Here is a 17,202-nt window from a genome sequence, read left to right on the forward strand (position 1 = left end):
GGTGGCCTTCCCCCGTGTGCTACCCCTGGTCCGGCGGGTGGCGTTCTCCTCCCCCCCCCCCCCCCCCCCCCCCCCCCCCCCCCCCCCGCCCCCTGTGCCGGACGGCTCAGTCGAGCCCCGCGGACTTCAGCCACGCCTTCGCGACGTCCAGCGGGTCCTTGTGCTGGAGCTGCACCTGGGCGTCCAGGCCCAGCAGGGTCGCGGTGTCGAGCTTGGCGGAGACCGCGTTCAGGGCGGCGACGCCCTTCTTGGGCACGGCGGTCTTCGAGACGAGGGGCTGGACGTTCTGGAAGCCGAAGAGGTTCTCGGGGTCCCGGAGGACGACGAACTTCTCCTTGGTGATGGTGGGATCGGTGCTGAAGAGATCGGCGACCTGCACGTCGTTCTTCTTCAGCGCCGTCTGGGTGAGCGTGCCGCCCGCGTCCAGGGCCTTGAAGGACTTGAAGTCGAGCCCGTAGACGGACTTCAGGCCCGCCAGACCCTGCTGCCGGGTCTGGAACTCCGGCGAGCCCCCGATCACCAGGTCCTTGGCGACCGCCTTCAGGTCGGCGGCGCTGGAGCGGGTGGTGAGGTGGTACTTCCGCGCGGTCGCGGCGTTGACCACCAGGGTGTCCTTGTCCTGCGCCGCCGAGGCGTCCAGCAGGGTCAGCTTGGAGTCGAGCTTGGCCTTGATGGCCGCCGTGGTCGCCTCGGCGGTCTTCGGCGTCGCCTTGGGGTCGAGGTAGGCGAGCAGCGCGCCGTTGTACTCGGGCAGCACGGCGACGGAGCCGTTCTTCAGCAGACCGTACGTGGTCTCCCGGCTGCCGATGTTCGGCTTGTACGTGACATCGACCCCCTTGGCCTTGAGCGCCTCGCCGTAGATGTCGGCGAGCAGGTTGCTCTCGGGGAAGTTGTTGGAGCCGACGACGACGCCGCCGGACTTGGCGGAGCAGCCCGCGAGCAGGGCCGTGGCCGTCGCGAGCACGACCACCGCCGCCGCGCCCCGGTTCCTCCGTATGGACCTGCTGATCTGGGTTGTTGAAGTCACCACCTGATCCAATCCACGGGCTTGACACGGAGTCAACCGCGCGTCCCGCTCTTGTAACGCATTCTTGATGAAGTCGGCGGTCGATCGCTCAGACGCTTCTGCGTACGCCCCGTGACACCGTGATCCGGGCCACCGCCCAGAACAGCGCGAGGGTCAGCAGGGCGAGCCCGGCCACGAGCGCGGCGCCGCCGACGACCTTCTCGTAGTCGCGCTGGGCGAGGCCGCCGATGATGTACGGGCCGAGGCCGCCGAGGCCGACATACGCGGCGATGGTGGCCGTGGAGATGATCTGCACGGCCGCCGTGCGCAGCCCGGACAGGATCAGCGGCAGCGCGACCGGCACCTCGACCCGGAACAGCACGCGGGCCTCGGACATCCCCATGCCGCGGGCGGCGTCCACCGGGGCCGGATCGACGGCCCGCACCGCCTCGTAGGTGGTGACCAGGATCGGCGGTACGGCGAGCACCACCAGCGGGATCATCACCGGCACCAGGCCCAGCCCGAGCCACAGGACCATGAGCACCAGCAGCCCGAAGCTGGGCAGCGCCCGCCCCGCGGTGGCGATCAGCGCCAGCGCGTTGCCGCCCCGGCCGTAGTGCCCGGTGAGCAGGCCGACGGGCAGCCCGATCACGGCGGCGGCCAGCAGCGCCTCCAGCGAGTAGGTGACGTGTTCGGCGAGCCGGGCCGGTATGCCGTCGTAGCCGTGCCAGTGGGCGCCGTCGCCGAAGAAGGCGTGGACCAGGTTCAGTACGTTCACCGGGTGGCGCCCTTCCTCGGCGTCCAGGGGGTCAGCAGCCGGCGCACGAGCACCAGCAGGGCATCGGCGCAGATCGCCAGCACCGCCGTGGTCAGGACCGAGTTGGCGGCCAGGGCGGGCCGGTGGTAGGCGTTGGCGTCGTAGAGCATGTTGCCCAGGGCGCCCTGGTTGCCGATGAGCATGCCGACGCTGACCAGGGACAGGCTGGAGACGACCGCCACCCTGAGGCCGGCGATGATCGCCGGTGCGGCGATGGGGAGTTGGACCTGGAGATAGCGGCGCAGCGGGCCGAAGCCCATCGCCTCGGCGGCGGCCAGCGTCTCCTGCGGCACCGAGCGGACGCCGTCCACGATGCCGGGGACCAGCACCACCAGGCTGTAGACCGCGAGCGGGATCATCACCGTGGTCTCGCTCTGCCCGAAGTAGTCGATGAGGACGACGAAGAAGGCGAGCGAGGGGATGGAGTAGAGCACGGTGGTCAGGCCGAGCACGGGCGGGTAGACCCAGCGGAACCTGGCGCACAGCTGGGCGATGGGCAGTGCGACGAGCAGCCCGGCCAGCACCGGGATCAGCGCCTCGCGCAGATGCAGTCCGACCAGTCCGAGGTAGCTGTACTGGAGGTCGCTCGGCAGATCGAAGAAGCCGTTCATGAGGCGGCGGCCTTCGCCTCGGCGCCCGCCCGGCCGTGGGCGGCGCGGATCGCCTCCCCGATGGCCGTCTGCGATACGACGCCCACCGCGCGCCCCTCGCCGTCCACCGCGACCGCCCACCCGGTGGGCGACAGCACGGCCCCGTCGAGGGCGGTGCGCAGCGAGTCGGTGCCGGGCCGGAACGGCCGCCCGTGGTCCAGGAGCCGATCCCGGTCGAGGGGGCCGCCGGGCGCGGCCCAGCCGAGCGGGCGCCCGTCGGCGTCGGTGACCAGGAGGTAGGGGGCGCCGCCCGCTGCGGCGAGCCGTTCGGCGTCCGCGTCCAGCGGGACCAGCGGCGCGGCCGTCAACTCCAGGCCGCCGGCGGGGAAGAAGGACAGCCGCCGGATGCCCCGGTCGGCGCCGAGGAAGTCCTCCACGAAGGCGTCGGCCGGTGCGCTGAGCAGTTCGGCCGGCGGCGCGAACTGCGCCAGCCGGCCGCCCTCGCGCAGCACCGCGACCATGGTGCCCAGTTTGATCGCCTCGTCGATGTCGTGCGTGACGAAGACGATCGTCTTGCCCAACTCCGCCTGGATCCTCAGCAGTTCGTCCTGAAGCCCCTTGCGGACCACGGGGTCGACGGCGGAGAACGGCTCGTCCATCAGCAGCACCGGCGGATCGGCGGCGAGCGCGCGGGCCACCCCGACGCGCTGCTGCTGGCCGCCGGAGAGCTGGTACGGATAGCGCCGGGCGAGCGAGGCGTCGAGCCCGACCCGCTCCATCAGCTCCGCCGCCCGCCCGCGCGCCTTCTGCCTGCTCCAGCCGAGCAGCCGGGGCACGGTGGCGATGTTGTCGAGGATGGTGCGGTGCTGGAAGAGACCGGCGTTCTGGATGACGTAACCCATCGAGCGGCGCAGGGAGTTGACCGGCTGCTGCCGGATGTCCGCGCCGTCCAGGAGGATGCTGCCCTCGGTGGGCTCCACCATCCGGTTGATCATCCGCAGGGTCGTCGTCTTGCCGCAGCCGGAGGGCCCGACGAGGACGGTGATCGCGCGGTCCGGTATCTCCAGCGACAGCCGGTCGACCGCGACCGTGCCGTCGTCGTACCGCTTCGTGACTGCATCTATCCGTATCAAATCGCCGAACACCCTTCGGGTCTGACAGCTCTCCGCCCGCCCGCGGCCACGGCACGGCCTACGACGCGCGGGCCGCTGCCGCGAGAGTCTAGACGGCAACGGCCCTGTTCATTCGGTGCGTCCGAGGTGTGTCAGCTCTCCTCGGGCGCCAGGCGCAGCGAGATCGAGTTGATGCAGTACCGCTGGTCGGTGGGGGTCGCATACCCCTCCCCCGCGAAGACATGCCCGAGGTGCGAGCCGCAGCGGGCGCAGCGCACCTCGGTGCGGACCATTCCGTGGGAGCGGTCCTCGACCAGCTCCACGGCGTCGCTGTCCTTCGGGTCGAAGAAGGACGGCCAGCCGCAGTGCGAGGCGAACTTGGTCTCGGAGGTGAACAGCTCGGCCCCGCAGGCACGGCAGGAATAGACGCCCTTGGTGGTGGTGTCCGTGTACTCACCGGTGAACGCGGGCTCGGTCGCGGCCTGGCGCAGCACCGCGTACTCGCTCGGGCTCAGCTCCGCGCGCCACTGCTCGTCCGGCTTCTCGATGTCGTACGACATGGGTCTCAGCCCCTTACTGCTGCGACAGGCGGTCCAGGATCAGCGGGCCCAGGTCGGTCACGTCGCCCGCGCCCATGGTGAGAACGAGATCGCCGGGGCCGGCCATTCCCGCGATCACGGCCGGGATCTCCGCCTTGTCGTGCACCGCGGTGACCCGGGCGTCCGCGACCCGCGCGGACTCGATGACCAGCTCGCTGGTGACCCCCGCGATCGGGTCCTCGCGGGCCGGGTAGATGTCCAGGACCACGGAGGCGTCGGCGAGCGCGAGGGCCTGGCCCATCTCCTTGCCCAGCTCCTGGGTGCGGGAGAACAGATGCGGCTGGAAGACGACGAGGATCCGGGCGTCGCCGGCGGCGGCCCGCATCGCCTCCAGGTCCGCGGTCATCTCGGTGGGGTGGTGGGCGTAGGAGTCGATCACCTGCACCCCGGCGGCCTCGCCCTTGAGCTGGAGGCGCCGCTTGACCCCGGTGTAGGCGGCGATGGCGGGCGCCAGCTCCGCGGCCGGGATGCCGAGCGCGGCACCCGCGGTGAGCGCGGCGACGGCGTTGAGGGCGTAGTGCCGGCCGGGCACGGAGACCGCGAAGGTCAGTTCCTCGCCGTCGAGCACCGCGGTGACCAGGCTTTTCAGGCCCTGCGGGACGATGGCGGTGACCCGCACATCGGCGTCCGCGGCCTCGCCGTACGTCACCGTGCGCACCGATCCGGCCAGCCGCCGGGTCAGCTCGCGGGCGCCCTCGTGGTCGGCGGAGATCACCAGGGTGCCGCCGGGCACGATCTTCCCGGCGAAGGTCTCGAAGGACTCGTAGATCTCGTCCATCGAGGCGTAGTTGGCGTGGTGGTCCAGCTCCACGTTGAGGACGATGGCGACCTCGGGCGCGTACTTGTGGAAGCTGCGGTCCGATTCGTCCGCCTCGGCGACGAAGATGTCGCCCTCGCCGTGCAGCGCGTTGGAGCCGGGCGCGTCCAGGTCGCCGCCGATGGCGTACGACGGCTTGCGGCCCAGTTCGCCGAGCGAGACGGCCAGCATCGAGGTGGTGGTCGTCTTGCCGTGCGTCCCGGCCACGGCGATCGGACGCAGCCCCTCCATCAGCGCGGCCAGCGCGTCCGAGCGGTGCACCACCGGGATGCCCAGCTCGGCGGCGCGGGCCAGCTCCGGGTTGTCCGCGCGGATGGCGGACGAGACGACGACACAGCTGGCGTCGTCGGCGAGGTGCCCGGCGGCGTGCCCGAGGTGCACGGTGACCCCGAGCTCGCGCAGCGCCCGCGCGGTCGCCGAGTCCTTGGCGTCGCTGCCGGCGACCTCGGCCCCGCGCTGGGCGAGGATCTTGGCGATCCCCGACATCCCGGCGCCGCCGATGCCGATGAAGTGCGGTCGGTCCATGGCGGCAGGAAGGCCGGGTGCCATGCGTTTCTCCCCAGAGACGGTACGAGCTTGAGCGGGGCCTAGCCTATGCGCTCGGCCCCTGACTTCGGCGAAGCCCCTACGCCTTGCTGTGGGAGAACAGCTTCAGCACCGGCACCCCCACCTTGTGCCGGGCCCGCGAGGCCCAGTCCCGGTGGAAGAACTCCTCCACGTAGTGCGGATCGGTGAGGACGATCACCTCGTCCGCGCCCACCTCCGCCACCATCGCCTTCAGCGCGTCCAGCGGATGGTCCTCGACCAGCCGGCCGTCCGCCGCGCTGCCGGAGGCCCGCAGGGCTGCGACGGAGACGTCCAGGGCCTGCCGGCCGACGCTGCGCGCGTCCTCCCCCTCCGGGGTCTCGTGCTCGCGCACCGCCTCGTCCAGCTCGCCGAGCGCGATGTCGTCGATGGCGCGCAGCAGGCGGTCCGCCTGGTCGCCGCGCGGCTGGAGGAGCACATGGAAAGCGACCGGCTCGTCGCCGTGCAAGGTGGTGACGAACTCGACGTCCGCGGACGTCAGCGCCTTCTCGATCATCAGTACGCTTGTGAACACCAAACGCCTCTTCTCCTCCGTGGGCCACGGCAGCCCCCTGCGGAAACCATTTTTCCCCGCGCCTGCACGGGTACTGCGGGACTAAGTGTGCCCGCCGAAGGTCAAACGGAACGACAGATTCCGCTGATTTCAGGGCCTGCGGTAGCAACCGAACAGAAATCCGTCCTCTTCCAGCAGGGACGCCAGTTCGAACCGGCGCGGCACGGCGACCGACGGTCCCCCGGCGATGCGCTGCGCGTCCCCCGCGGTGAGCGTCGGCGAGAGGGTCAGGCACAGCTCGTCGAGCACCTCGGCGGCGATCAGCTGGCCGAGCAGCCGGGGCCCGCCCTCGGTGAGCAGCCGCCGGTGGCCGAGCCCGGCGAGGGCCCGTACCGCGCGCTCGGGGTCGACGCCCATGCCCTCGCCGGCGACGACCACCCGCGCACCGGCCTTCTCGGCGGCGGCGGCCTTCTCGGGCGCGGCCGCGGCGCCGGTCAGGATGAGCGTGGGCACCACGGGCGAGGTGAACAGCGGGAGCGAGAAGTCCAGCTCCAGGCTCGCCGTGACGACCGCGATCGCCGGTGCGGGGCCCTGCCCGGCCGCCTCGCGCGCCGCGGCGAACTCCGCCCGTGCGCGGGCCGGCCGGTACCCCTCCTGCCGTACCGTTTCCGCGCCGACGACCACGACATCCGCCAGCGCCCGCAGCGTGCCGAAGACCCGCATGTCGGTGGCGCTGGAGATGGGCTGGGAGTGACCGTCGTGCTGGGCGGCGCCGTCGAGCGAGGACACCATGTTGGCGCGCAGCCAGGGCCGCTGCGCCGGGTAGGCGTAGGCCGCGGCCAGCTCGGCGAGGCTCCACTCGCGGTCGGCGCCCGCGGCGCCCCTTTCACCCCCGCCGGTTTCGCCCCCGCCGGAAGCCCGGGCTGGTGTTTCGTCGGTCACAGGGAACAGGCGTCGCATGTCGTGCAGTGTGACACGGCGCTTAGCATGGGTAATCGTGTCGTCCTCCACCACCGCCCCCGGATCCAGCGCGCCGGCCGAAGCGGGCCCCCTCTCCCTGTGCGAGCGCGAGCCGCACGTCCCCGCGGACCGGCTGGTCGCCGAGATGGTGCCGCCGCCGCGCTTCGACGCGGTCCGCTTCTCGACGTACATACCGGACCCGAACCAGCCCAGCCAGACCGAGGCCGTCGGGGTCCTGGAGGGCTTCGCGGCCGGGCTCGGCGGGGCGCACGCCTCCGGCGCGGGGCGGCGCGGCTTCCTCGGCTTCGGCCGGGCCAAGGCGCCGAAGACCCCGGCGGGTCCCCGCGGCGTCTACCTCGACGGCGGCTACGGCGTCGGCAAGACCCATCTGCTCGCCTCCCTGTGGCACGCCACCCCCGCCGAGCCCTCCCGCAAGGCGTTCGGCACCTTCGTGGAGCTGACGAACCTGGTCGGCGCCCTCGGCTTCCAGCAGACCGTGCAGACCCTGTCCGGGCACCGGCTGCTGTGCATCGACGAGTTCGAGCTGGACGATCCGGGCGACACGGTGCTCGTCTCGACACTGCTCGGCAAGCTGGTCGAGGCCGGTGTCGCGCTCGCCGCCACCTCGAACACGCTGCCCGGCAAGCTGGGCGAGGGCCGGTTCGCCGCCGCGGACTTCCTGCGCGAGATCCAGGGCCTGTCCGCCCACTTCCGCGCCCTGCGCATCGACGGCGAGGACTACCGCCACCGGGGCCTGCCCGAGGCACCGGCGCCGTTCAGCGACGAGCAGGTGACCAAGGCGGCGTACGCCACCGAGGGCGCCTCCCTGGACGACTTCCCGCATCTGCTGGACCACCTGGCCAGGGTGCACCCGAGCCGGTACGGCGCGCTGACCGACGGCCTGACGGCGGTCTGCCTCACCGGTGTGCGCCCGGTGCCGGACCAGTCGACGGCGCTGCGCCTGGTGGTGCTCGCGGACCGGCTCTACGACCGCGAGGTCCCGGTCCTGGCGTCCGGGCTGCCGTTCGACAAGCTGTTCAGCGAGGAGATGCTGAACGGCGGGTACCGCAAGAAGTACTTCCGGGCGATATCCCGCCTCACGGCGCTCGCCCGCGATGCCAAGGGGCTCGTCCCGATCGGGTGAAATGCCGCCCACGGGCGGCTTTGCCACGCTAATGTCTTTCTTGACCTGCCGTTGACCAATGGTTGGCTCGCACGAGAGGCGTGGACCCTATGCAGCCCCTCATCGAGAATGCCCGTCACTTCGGACACCGCCCTGAGGAGTTCGCCCGGCTCGCCGAGGGCCAGTCTCCACAGGTCCTGTTCATCACCTGCTCCGACTCCCGCGTCGTCCCGGCCCTGATCACCGGCGCCCGCCCCGGCCAGCTGTTCGAGCTGCGTACGGCGGGCAACATCGTCCCGCCGTACGCCTCCGCCCACCCCACCAGCGAGGCGGCCACCATCGAGTACGCGGTGGAGGTGCTCGGCGTCCGCGACATCGTGGTCTGCGGCCACTCGCACTGCGGCGCGGTGGGCGCGCTGGTGCGGGGCGACGACCTCACCGCCGTACCGGCCGTGCGCGACTGGCTGGCGCATGCCGCGCCGCGCCCGTCGGGCAGACCCGAGGACCCGGAGGTCGCCGAGGCCGTGCAGTGCCATGTGCTGACACAGCTGCTGCGGCTGCGCTCGTACCCGTGCGTGGAGCGGGGACTCACCGAGGGCCGGCTGGGACTGCACGGCTGGTACTACGAGGTGCATACCGGCGCGGTGCGGGCCCACCGGGCGGAGACCGACACCTTCGAAGCTCTCTGATCCCCCGGCGATCCCCCTGGCGATCCCTCTGGTTCAAAAAAGGCATATCGTTACATCGACAGCCGAATCTGACCTCTGCGTGAGGAGGTCGTCATGGTCCAGGAGCTGGTGGGGGCGATCGTCGCGCTGCTCTGCGTCGCCCTGGTGTACACGGGCATGTCGGCCCGTGTGATCAAGCAGTACGAGCGCGGGGTGCTGTTCCGGCTCGGCCGGGTGGCCGGGGAGGCGCGACCGCCGGGGTTCACGCTGATCATCCCCTTCGTGGACCGGCTGGCGAAGGTCAACATGCAGATCGTCACGCTGCCGATCCCCGCCCAGGAGGGCATCACCCGCGACAACGTGACCGTGCGGGTGGACGCGGTCGTCTACTTCCGGGTGGTCGACGCGACCAGCGCGCTCATCAAGGTCGAGGACTACAAGTTCGCCGTCTCGCAGATGGCGCAGACCTCGCTGCGGTCCATCATCGGCAAGAGCGACCTGGACGATCTGCTCTCCAACCGCGAGCAGCTCAACCAGGGACTGGAGCTGATGATCGACAGTCCGGCCGTGGGCTGGGGCATCCAGGTGGACCGGGTCGAGATCAAGGACGTCTCGCTGCCCGACACGATGAAGCGGTCCATGGCCCGCCAGGCCGAAGCGGACCGGGAGCGCCGGGCCCGGATCATCAACGCCGACGCCGAGTTGCAGGCGTCCAAGAAGCTCGCCGAGGCCGCCCAGCAGATGTCCGGCACCCCGGCGGCGCTCCAACTGCGGCTGCTCCAGACGGTGATGGCGGTGTCGGCCGAGAAGAACTCCACCCTGGTCCTGCCGATCCCGGTGGAGCTGCTGCACTTCCTGGAGCGCGGCAACCGGGGGGACGCGCCGGCCGCCGAGGGGGCGTCGCGCCCGGACCCGGAGCGGGGCCCCGCGGAGATCACCCCGCAAGGCACCGCCGCCCCCGAGATCACTCCTCCGGAAGGCGCCGCCCCTCGGGAGACCGCCTCGAACGGCGACCGGGCACAGGCACCGGACCTCGACGGCGCACCGGGCCCCGATCCCGAGATCGACCGCCGCCGTCTCGCACCGCACCCCGGCGGAGGGCTTCGCGCAGACTAGGGTCTTCCGTCCGGATCAGGCCGGCTGATCCAGAGGAGAGGTCCTGGCCTGCCGGTATGTGCGCGAGCCTGGCACGGTCTCGGCCGCCGACCGCCGCCGCCCCTCTCCCCCGCGGCCTCTCCCGGCGACCCTCCGGCGCGCCCTGTTCCGGGCATACCCTCGCCACCGGTACCCCGACCGGCCGCTACGGCTGCTGAGCGGGCCGCGGGCTGGCGTGCCGGGCGTCGGGCGACGCACCATCGAAGGGCGCCGAGCCGAAGACGCAGGGAGGGACGCCCGTGGCGAAACGAGATCTGCGGCACCTGCTGCGCCTGCCGCCGGGCGAGCGCGTCGACCTGGCCGCCCGCGACCCGGCGGCCACCCCCGGCGCCCCCGGCGGCAAACGCGCCTCGCTCGCCGACGCCGAGCGCATGGGCAAGGAGCTGGCGGAACTCCAGGAGCGGCTGTGGGCGGCGGGCACCGCGGGCGACCGGCGCCGGGTGCTGCTGGTGCTCCAGGGGATGGACACCAGCGGCAAGGGCGGTACGGTCAAGCATGTGATCGGCCACCTCAACCCCTCGGGCTGCCGGATCCACGCTTTCAAGGCGCCCACCGCCGAGGAACTGCGGCACGACTTCCTGTGGCGGGTGCGCAAGGAGCTCCCGCGGCCCGGCGAGATCGGCATCTTCGACCGCTCGCACTACGAGGACGTCCTGGTCCCCCGCGTGCGGCACCTCGTCCCGCCCGCCGTGACCGGCAGCCGCTACGGCCAGATCAACGACTTCGAACGCACCCTCGCCGAGGACGGCGTGACCTTGGTCAAGTGCTACCTCCACCTGTCCTACGAGGAGCAGCGCCGCCGGCTGCTGCGCCGCCTCGACCGGCCGGACAAGCGCTGGAAGTTCGCCCCCTCCGACATCGCTGATCGCGCCCTGTGGCCCGCCTACCAGGAGGCGTACGAGCTGGCCCTCGCCCACTGCGCCGCCCCGCCCTGGTACGTGATCCCCGCCGACCGCAAGTGGTACCGGAACTGGGCCGTCGGACGTCTGCTCCTGGAGCACCTGCGGGAGCTGGACCCCAAGTACCCGCAGCCCCGCCTCGATCCTGCCGAGTGGCGTAGGCGGCTGCTGACGGAGACGTGAGCCGATCCCGGCCGGGGGTACCCGGCGGGCATGCGCACCGTCACCGAGTCGTACTGGCTGGGCACCGCCCCCGGCCCCGCCCACCCCGCCCTCGCCGGGGACACCGAGGCCGACGCGGCCGTGATCGGCGCCGGCATGGCCGGCCTGAGCACCGCGTACGAGCTGGCGAGGGCCGGGCTGCGGGTCGTCGTCCTGGAGGCCGGGCGGGTGGCGGGCGGGGTCACCGGCTACACCACGGCCAAGCTGACCGCCCAGCACACCCTGATCTACGACCGGCTGCGGCACACCCGCGGGCCCGAGGGGGCCCGGCTGTACGCCCGTTCGCAGTCGGAGGCGATCGAGCACGCGGCCGGCCTGGTGGCCGAGTTGGGCATCGCATGCGAGTGGGAGACACGGGACGCGTACACCTTCGTCCGGGACCCGGAGCGGGTGGACGAGGTGCGGGCGGAGGCGCGGGCCGCGCGGGAGGCCGGCCTGGACGCGTCGTTCACCACGGAGACCGGGCTGCCGTTCCCGGTGGCGGGCGCGGTTCGGGTGACCGGGCAGGCGCAGTACCACCCGGTGAAATACCTGCGGGCGCTCACCGAGGACCTGATCGCGCGCGGCGGCCGGGTGTACGAGGGGACACGGGTCGTCGGCCTGGACGAGGGCGGCTCCTCCGGCCCCTGCAAGCTGACGACCGAGACGGGCCATACCGTCACCGCGCGGGACGTCGTCGTCGCCACGCACTACCCGATCTTCGACCGCGCGCTGCTGTTCGCCCGGCTGCACCCGCGCCGCGAACTGGTCGTCGCGGGGCCGCTGGGCGACGGCCCCGACCCGGAGGGCATGTACATCACGCCCGAGGAGAACACCCGTTCCGTGCGGACCGCGCCGTACGACGGCGGGCGGCTGCTCGTGGTCACCGGGGAGCACTTCACACCCGGCACCGGCGATCCGGGCGCCGGTTTCGAGGCGCTCGCCGGGTGGGCGGAGCGGCACTTCCCCGGCGTGCGCCTCGACCACGCCTGGGCCACCCAGGACAACGACGCCACCGACACCGTGCCGCTGGTCGGCCCGCTGCACCCGGCCGCCCGGCACACGTACGTGGCCACCGGCTTCGGCGGCTGGGGTCTGAGCGGCGGCATCATGGCCGGGCTGCTGCTGAGCGCGCTGATCACCGGCCGGGACTGCCCCTGGCGGGAGCTGTACGACCCCCGGCGCCTGAAGTCGGTGGTGCGCGAGGCGCCCGCGCTGCTGAAGACGCAGGCGGAGGTCGCCCGGCACTTCGTCGGCGACCGGCTGAAGCCCGCGGTCGATCTCGACGACCTGGAACCGGGCGACGGCGCGCTGGTGCGGGCCGGTGAGCAGCGGCTCGCCGTGCACCGCGACGACGCGGGCGCGCTGCACGCCGTCTCGGCCCGCTGCACCCACCTGGGCTGCCTGGTCGCCTTCAACCGCGCCGAACGCGCCTGGGAGTGCCCCTGCCACGGCTCCCGCTTCGACGTCGACGGGCGGGTGCTCCAGGGGCCGGCGGTACGGCCGCTGGAGCAGCGGGACATCGAGGACGCCCCGAGCGGGACACCGGAGGACGCCGAGCGCGACGTCGAGTGAGCGACGGGTCCGAGCCGGCCGCCGCAGCCGCGACCGCCGGGGTTCCCCCGATGCGGTCGCCGCGGCGCCCCCCTGGGCCGACCGCCGCGCGGGTGACCGTACCGCCGTGCCGCGGAACATATCGCCATACAAACGGCCAATCAGTCCTACGTTCGTATGGTGATCCCACTAGCACGCCGTCTTTCCGCCGCCACCGCCGTCTGCGCCCTGGGCGCCGCCCTCGCCGCCTGCGGTACCGCGGGCCCCGCGGCCGGCACCCGCCCGGCCGCGGTGAAGTCCCCCGTCTCCGCCTCCCCGTCCGCCACCCGCCCGCCCGTGCTCACTCCGGGCCCCGGCGGCCTCACCCCGGTGTTCGAACACGGCCCGCGCGACAAGGGCAAGATCGTGGCGTTCACCTTCGACGCCGACATGACCGCCGACGAGGGACCGCGGGCCGCCGCCGGCGAGCGCTTCGACAACCCCGGTCTGATCGGCGCCCTGCACACGCTGAAGGTGCCCGCGACCATCTTCATGACCGGCCGGTGGGCCGAGCAGTACCCGGACGAGGCCCGCAGCCTCGGGAGCGACCCGCAGTTCGAGGTCGCCAACCACACCTACAGCCACTACGCGTTCACCCCCAGCTGCTACGGCCTGCCGACCATCGACGCGGACCACGCGCGCGCGGACGTCGAGCGGGCGTACACCGCCTTCCGCAAGGCGGGCCTGCGCAACGCGCTGCCGTACTTCCGTTTCCCCGGCGGCTGTTACGACCAGCCGTCGCTGCGCGCCCTCAGCGGGCTCGGGGTGACCGCGATCCAGTGGGACGTGGTGAGCGGGGACGCGTTCGCGACGGATGCCGACGCGGTGGCCAAGCAGGTGCTGGACGGGGTGCGGCCCGGCTCGGTGGTCATCATGCACTGCACCCGCAGCGCCGCCCCGACCACCGAGCGGGTCGTCCGCGCCGTCGTACCGGAGTTGCGCAAGCGCGGCTACACCTTCGTGAAGGTCTCCCAGATGATCGCCGCGAGCCAGGGCCACCGCTGACGCTCAGGGCGTCCTGCGGGCGGTGCAGGCACAGGCCACGGCGAAGGCCGCGCCCGCCAGCAGGGCCGCCCCGGCCAGCGGGAGCAGCGGCACCGGCACCCGCCCGGACTGCGACCCGGTGACCAGGCCGCTGACCGCGGCCTGCGCCGGGGAGCCGGCGAGCACCGTCGCCAGCAGCGCGCCCAGCAGCATCGCGGGCACCGCGCGTCCGGCGGAGCGCAGCAGCGGCCAGTGGGTGAGCGCGCCGACGGCCGCGCCGAGCAGGGCGCAGGCGTACCCGGCCGCCAGCCCGGCGGCACCGGCGCTCAGCCGGTCCACCCTGATCTGGGCGCCGTTGCTCGCCGGGTTGCTGATCAGGGTGACGACGAGCGCCGCCGCCGTACCGAGGACGGCAGCCGCGAGCAGCGCCGTCAGCAGACAGGCGAGGTGGGCCCGCGCGGGTCCGTGCGGCGCCGCCACGACGGCGCGGGCGGCGGGCGGTTCGCCGGTGACGCAGATCCGCACGAGCCAGGCGGCCACCGGCAGCAGCCCGGCGGCCGTGTACCCGAGCGAGTCCAGCACCGGCTGGCCGCCTCGCACACCGACCCCGAGGAACGCGGCGTACAGGATCGCCGGAGGCAGCCACCGCTGCGAGCGCAGCAGCAGTTCGACGTGGTACCGCAGGAGGGCGCTCATGCCCGGCTCCCGGAATCGAGGGGTGGCGTGACGCTGACGACGTGCCAGGGCGGGCGGGCCGCGAGCAGGGTGCGCAGCAGGACGTCGGAGCGGGAGGCGGGGACGGTCAGCCGATGCCGGCCGGGGCCGGTCTCCTCCGCGGTGGCGACGAGCCGTGCCGCGTCGGACGGCAGTTCGCCCCCGCCCTGTACGACGATGACGGCGAGCGCCCCGACGGCCGGTCCGCCGCCGCCCGTCCGGGCCTGGACCCCGCCGCCGGCCACGGTGTACGTCGCGTCCGGCGCCCCCGCCAGCCGTCGCGGGTCGTGGTCCACGAAGACGACGGCGCCGCCCGCGGCGGTCCGTTCGGCCACCGCCCGCTCCAGCTCGTCGCGCGCGGCCGCGTCGAGCCCGGTCCACGCCTCGTCCAGGACCAGCAGTTCGGGGTCGGCGAGCAGCGCCTGCGCGACGGCGACCTTCTGGCTGCTCCCCTTGGACAGCCGCGCCATCGGCGTGCCGGCGTACCCGGCCGCGCCGAACCGCTCCAGCCAGGTCGCGGCGGCGCGGGCGGCGGACGCGCGGGACAGGCCCTGGACGGTGCCGAGCCGGGTCAGGTATCCGGCGGCCGTGAAGGGCAGCGCGGACGGGAACCGCTCCGGCACATAGGCCGTGCGGGGGCGGCCGGTGATCCGGCCCTCGGTGGGCGCGTCGAGCCGGGCGAGCAGGCGCAGCAGGGTCGACTTCCCGGTGCCGTTCGCCCCCTCTATCCGGGTCAGGGTGCCGGGAGCGATCGTGAGGTCGACGCCTCGTAACACCCAGGGGCCGCGGACGCCGTAGCGGCGGCCCACGGCGGTCAGTCGCAGGTCACGGTGCATGGGCTCATTCTTCTTCAGCCGCCGGGCCGCCGGGCCGGTCCCCCGCCGCCCTGGGACGCCCGATCCGGGACGCGCGTTGATCGGGGCCCGCCCGGCTTCGTAGGGTGGCCCCTCGTGAACGATGTCCCGGTCCCCGAAAGCCCCCGTGACGAGGCCCCGCAGTACGTGCTGCCCCTCGTCGTCCGCATCGAACGCGACGCGCCGCCCGCCCGTACCGACGCCCTGGAGACGTCCGCGCGGGCGGTCCTGACGCTGCTCGGCGACGAACGGGCCCGCGGCGACGGCGAGTGGGCGCAGGCCGTACGGAACTGGGAGGACGCCCGGATCCGCAAGGTGGTCCGGCGGGCCCGCGGCGCCGAGTGGCGGCGCGCCGGGACGCTGCCCGGCATCACGGTGACCGGCGGGTCCGCGGAGGTACGGGTCTTCCCGCCGATCCCGCTGGACGGCTGGCCCAAGGACCTGGCCAAGCTCCAGGTGTCCGGCACCGAACTGGACGACCCCGAGCCGCCCGCGGAAGCCGATCGCACCGCCCCCGTCCTCTGGCTCAACCCCCACCTCGCGATGTCCGCCGGCAAGACCATGGCGCAGACCGGGCACGGCGCCCAACTCGCCTGGTGGGCCCTGCCCGACAGCGCCCGCACCGCCTGGCGGGCCGCCGGCTACCCGCTCTCCGTCCGCACGGCCACCCCCGCCGACTGGACCCGCCTCACGCACAGCGACCTGCCGCTGGTCCGGGACGCCGGATTCACGGAGATCGCCCCGGATTCGTGCACGGTGGTGGCGGACCACCCGGCGCTGCGCTGACGTGGGGACCGTGTACGAGCCGCCGGAGCCGGTCGGTACGCCCCTGCGGATCCCCGCCTTCCGGCGGTTCGTGGCGGCGAACCTCATCTCGGCGAGCGGGTCCGCGATGGCGCCGCTCGCGCTGGCCTACTCGGTCATCGAGGGCGGCGGAGGGGCCGGGTCGCTCGGGCTCGTGCTCGCCGTGAACACCGTGCCCACCATCCTGTTCCTGCTCATGGGCGGCCTGTTCGCGGACCGTCTGTCGCGCAGCCGGATCCTGTTCTCGGGCAATCTCGTGGCGGCGGCCGCGCAGGGTGCGCTGGCCCTCGCCGTGGCCACGGGACAGGCGACCACGGTGACCATCGCGGTGTGCGGCTTCGTGTCGGGGACGGCGGCGTCGTTCATCGTTCCGGCGACGCAGGGTGCCGTGGCACAGATCGTGCCCGAGGAGCACGTGCAGCAGGCCAACGTGCTGCTCAGGCTTCCCGGCAACACGGTCAAGGTGCTCGCTCCGGTCGCCGGCGGCTTCGTCGTCGCCTTCAGCGGCGCGGCATGGGCCCTGGCCTGGGACTCGCTGACCTTCGCCGCCGCGGCCGTGCTGCTGCTCGGCCTGCGCCTGGCGGCCCCGCCCGCCACCGCGGGCAGCGTGCTGGCCGACCTGCGGGCGGGGTGGGCCGGCTTCTGGTCCCGTACCTGGCTGTGGACGTACACGGCCGCCGGCACACTCCTCGTCGCCGCGTGGCTGGCGGGCTTCGAACTGCTCGGCCCCCTGGTCGCCGCCCGCCGGTACGCCGGGGCACGCGACTGGGGTCTGGTCCAGGCGGCCCTGTCCTGCGGACTGCTGGCCGGGACCCTGGTGTGCCTGCGGTGGAAGCCGTACCGGCTGCTCGCGGTCGCGGTCGCCGGGGGAGGCGGGCTCGCGCTGCCGCCGGCGGCCATGGCCTGGAGCATGCCGCTGCCGCTCGTCGTGCTGGCCGCCTTCCTGGCGGGCGTCGCGCTCGATGTCGCGGTCGTCGCCTGGAACACCGCGTTCCAGCAGCACGTGCCGACGGCGGAACAGGGCCGGATGAGCGCGTTCAACGGCGTCGGGGAACGGCTCGCCATCCCGCTCGGCTACCTCGTCACCGCGCTCGCCACCCGTGTGTGGAGCAGCCAGGGTGTCCTCCTGGCCTGCGCCGCGCTGATCGCCGCCGCGACCCTGCTCAACCTCTGCGTCCCGGATCTGTACCGCGTCAACCGGATCGTCCGGGACCTGCGGTCGGCCTGA

At 73.2% G+C, this 17,202-nt stretch carries 18 protein-coding genes; 8 read left to right on the plus strand and 10 right to left on the minus strand.

The window, feature by feature from the left end; genetic code table 11:
- Positions 1–106: 106 nt before the first annotated feature.
- From ACZ7EC_RS20160 to ACZ7EC_RS20195, 8 genes are all read right to left on the minus strand, one after another.
- Positions 107–1,027: an ABC transporter substrate-binding protein gene (locus tag ACZ7EC_RS20160; RefSeq protein ID WP_471064288.1), complete on the minus strand. Its 921-nt coding sequence runs from the start codon at positions 1,025–1,027 to the stop codon at positions 107–109.
- 88 nt (positions 1,028–1,115) lie between these two features.
- The gene (locus ACZ7EC_RS20165; protein ID WP_397983405.1) at positions 1,116–1,784 is read right to left on the minus strand and encodes an ABC transporter permease; all 669 of its coding nucleotides are present in this window, start codon (positions 1,782–1,784) and stop codon (positions 1,116–1,118) included.
- Positions 1,781–2,434: an ABC transporter permease gene (locus tag ACZ7EC_RS20170; protein ID WP_471064291.1), complete on the minus strand. Its 654-nt coding sequence runs from the start codon at positions 2,432–2,434 to the stop codon at positions 1,781–1,783. The genes ACZ7EC_RS20165 and ACZ7EC_RS20170 overlap by 4 nt, the downstream gene beginning before the upstream one ends.
- A complete protein-coding gene (locus ACZ7EC_RS20175; RefSeq protein WP_471064293.1) occupies positions 2,431–3,546 on the minus strand; it encodes an ABC transporter ATP-binding protein in 1,116 nt (371 codons plus the stop codon). Before ACZ7EC_RS20175 ends, ACZ7EC_RS20170 begins: the two co-directional genes overlap by 4 nt.
- A 131-nt stretch (positions 3,547–3,677) precedes the next feature.
- Positions 3,678–4,085 carry a peptide-methionine (R)-S-oxide reductase MsrB gene (gene msrB, locus ACZ7EC_RS20180; protein ID WP_471064294.1) on the minus strand — a complete coding sequence of 136 codons (408 nt, stop codon included), beginning with the start codon at positions 4,083–4,085 and terminating at the stop codon, positions 3,678–3,680.
- A gap of 13 nt (positions 4,086–4,098) precedes the next feature.
- Positions 4,099–5,490: a UDP-N-acetylmuramate--L-alanine ligase gene (gene murC / locus ACZ7EC_RS20185; protein WP_471064297.1), complete on the minus strand. Its 1,392-nt coding sequence runs from the start codon at positions 5,488–5,490 to the stop codon at positions 4,099–4,101.
- 76 nt (positions 5,491–5,566) lie between these two features.
- Positions 5,567–6,040 (minus strand): indole-3-glycerol phosphate synthase, encoded by a 474-nt coding sequence (locus ACZ7EC_RS20190; protein WP_397983410.1) that lies wholly within the window; start codon positions 6,038–6,040, stop codon positions 5,567–5,569.
- Between the two features lie 129 nt (positions 6,041–6,169).
- The gene (locus ACZ7EC_RS20195; RefSeq protein ID WP_471064299.1) at positions 6,170–6,979 is read right to left on the minus strand and encodes a pyrimidine reductase family protein; all 810 of its coding nucleotides are present in this window, start codon (positions 6,977–6,979) and stop codon (positions 6,170–6,172) included.
- Between the two features lie 37 nt (positions 6,980–7,016).
- Between ACZ7EC_RS20195 and zapE the strand changes: the two genes are divergently transcribed.
- The 6 genes from zapE (at position 7,017) to ACZ7EC_RS20225 (ending at position 13,623) form a co-directional block, all read left to right on the plus strand.
- Positions 7,017–8,123, plus strand: a complete 1,107-nt coding sequence (gene zapE, locus ACZ7EC_RS20200; RefSeq protein ID WP_471064300.1) for a cell division protein ZapE — start codon at positions 7,017–7,019, stop codon at positions 8,121–8,123.
- Positions 8,124–8,212: 89 nt separating this feature from the next.
- A complete protein-coding gene (locus ACZ7EC_RS20205) occupies positions 8,213–8,791 on the plus strand; it encodes a carbonic anhydrase (protein ID WP_471064302.1) in 579 nt (192 codons plus the stop codon).
- Positions 8,792–8,884: 93 nt separating this feature from the next.
- Positions 8,885–9,886, plus strand: a complete 1,002-nt coding sequence (locus ACZ7EC_RS20210; RefSeq protein WP_471064304.1) for a slipin family protein — start codon at positions 8,885–8,887, stop codon at positions 9,884–9,886.
- Positions 9,887–10,164: 278 nt separating this feature from the next.
- Entirely contained in the window at positions 10,165–11,007 is an 843-nt protein-coding gene (locus ACZ7EC_RS20215) for a PPK2 family polyphosphate kinase (protein ID WP_471064306.1), read from the plus strand.
- A gap of 30 nt (positions 11,008–11,037) precedes the next feature.
- Complete coding sequence (locus ACZ7EC_RS20220; protein WP_471064308.1) at positions 11,038–12,600, plus strand: FAD-dependent oxidoreductase; 1,563 nt, start codon at positions 11,038–11,040, stop codon at positions 12,598–12,600.
- A 159-nt stretch (positions 12,601–12,759) separates the two neighbouring features.
- Complete coding sequence (locus ACZ7EC_RS20225) at positions 12,760–13,623, plus strand: polysaccharide deacetylase family protein (protein WP_471064310.1); 864 nt, start codon at positions 12,760–12,762, stop codon at positions 13,621–13,623.
- 3 nt (positions 13,624–13,626) lie between these two features.
- On the opposite strand, the gene ACZ7EC_RS20230 is transcribed toward ACZ7EC_RS20225, so the two are convergent.
- Positions 13,627–14,298: an ABC transporter gene (locus ACZ7EC_RS20230; protein WP_471064312.1), complete on the minus strand. Its 672-nt coding sequence runs from the start codon at positions 14,296–14,298 to the stop codon at positions 13,627–13,629.
- On the minus strand, positions 14,295–15,152 hold the full coding sequence (locus ACZ7EC_RS20235; protein ID WP_471064314.1) for an ABC transporter ATP-binding protein: 858 nt from the start codon (positions 15,150–15,152) through the stop codon (positions 14,295–14,297). The genes ACZ7EC_RS20230 and ACZ7EC_RS20235 overlap by 4 nt, the downstream gene beginning before the upstream one ends.
- Positions 15,153–15,266: 114 nt before the next feature.
- Between ACZ7EC_RS20235 and ACZ7EC_RS20240 the strand changes: the two genes are divergently transcribed.
- Both ACZ7EC_RS20240 and ACZ7EC_RS20245 read left to right on the plus strand, forming a co-directional pair.
- Entirely contained in the window at positions 15,267–15,956 is a 690-nt protein-coding gene (locus tag ACZ7EC_RS20240) for a peptidyl-tRNA hydrolase (protein WP_471064316.1), read from the plus strand.
- A gap of 1 nt (position 15,957) precedes the next feature.
- The gene (locus ACZ7EC_RS20245) at positions 15,958–17,202 is read left to right on the plus strand and encodes an MFS transporter (protein ID WP_471064318.1); all 1,245 of its coding nucleotides are present in this window, start codon (positions 15,958–15,960) and stop codon (positions 17,200–17,202) included.

Source organism: Streptomyces sp. NPDC037203 (genome assembly GCF_055605065.1).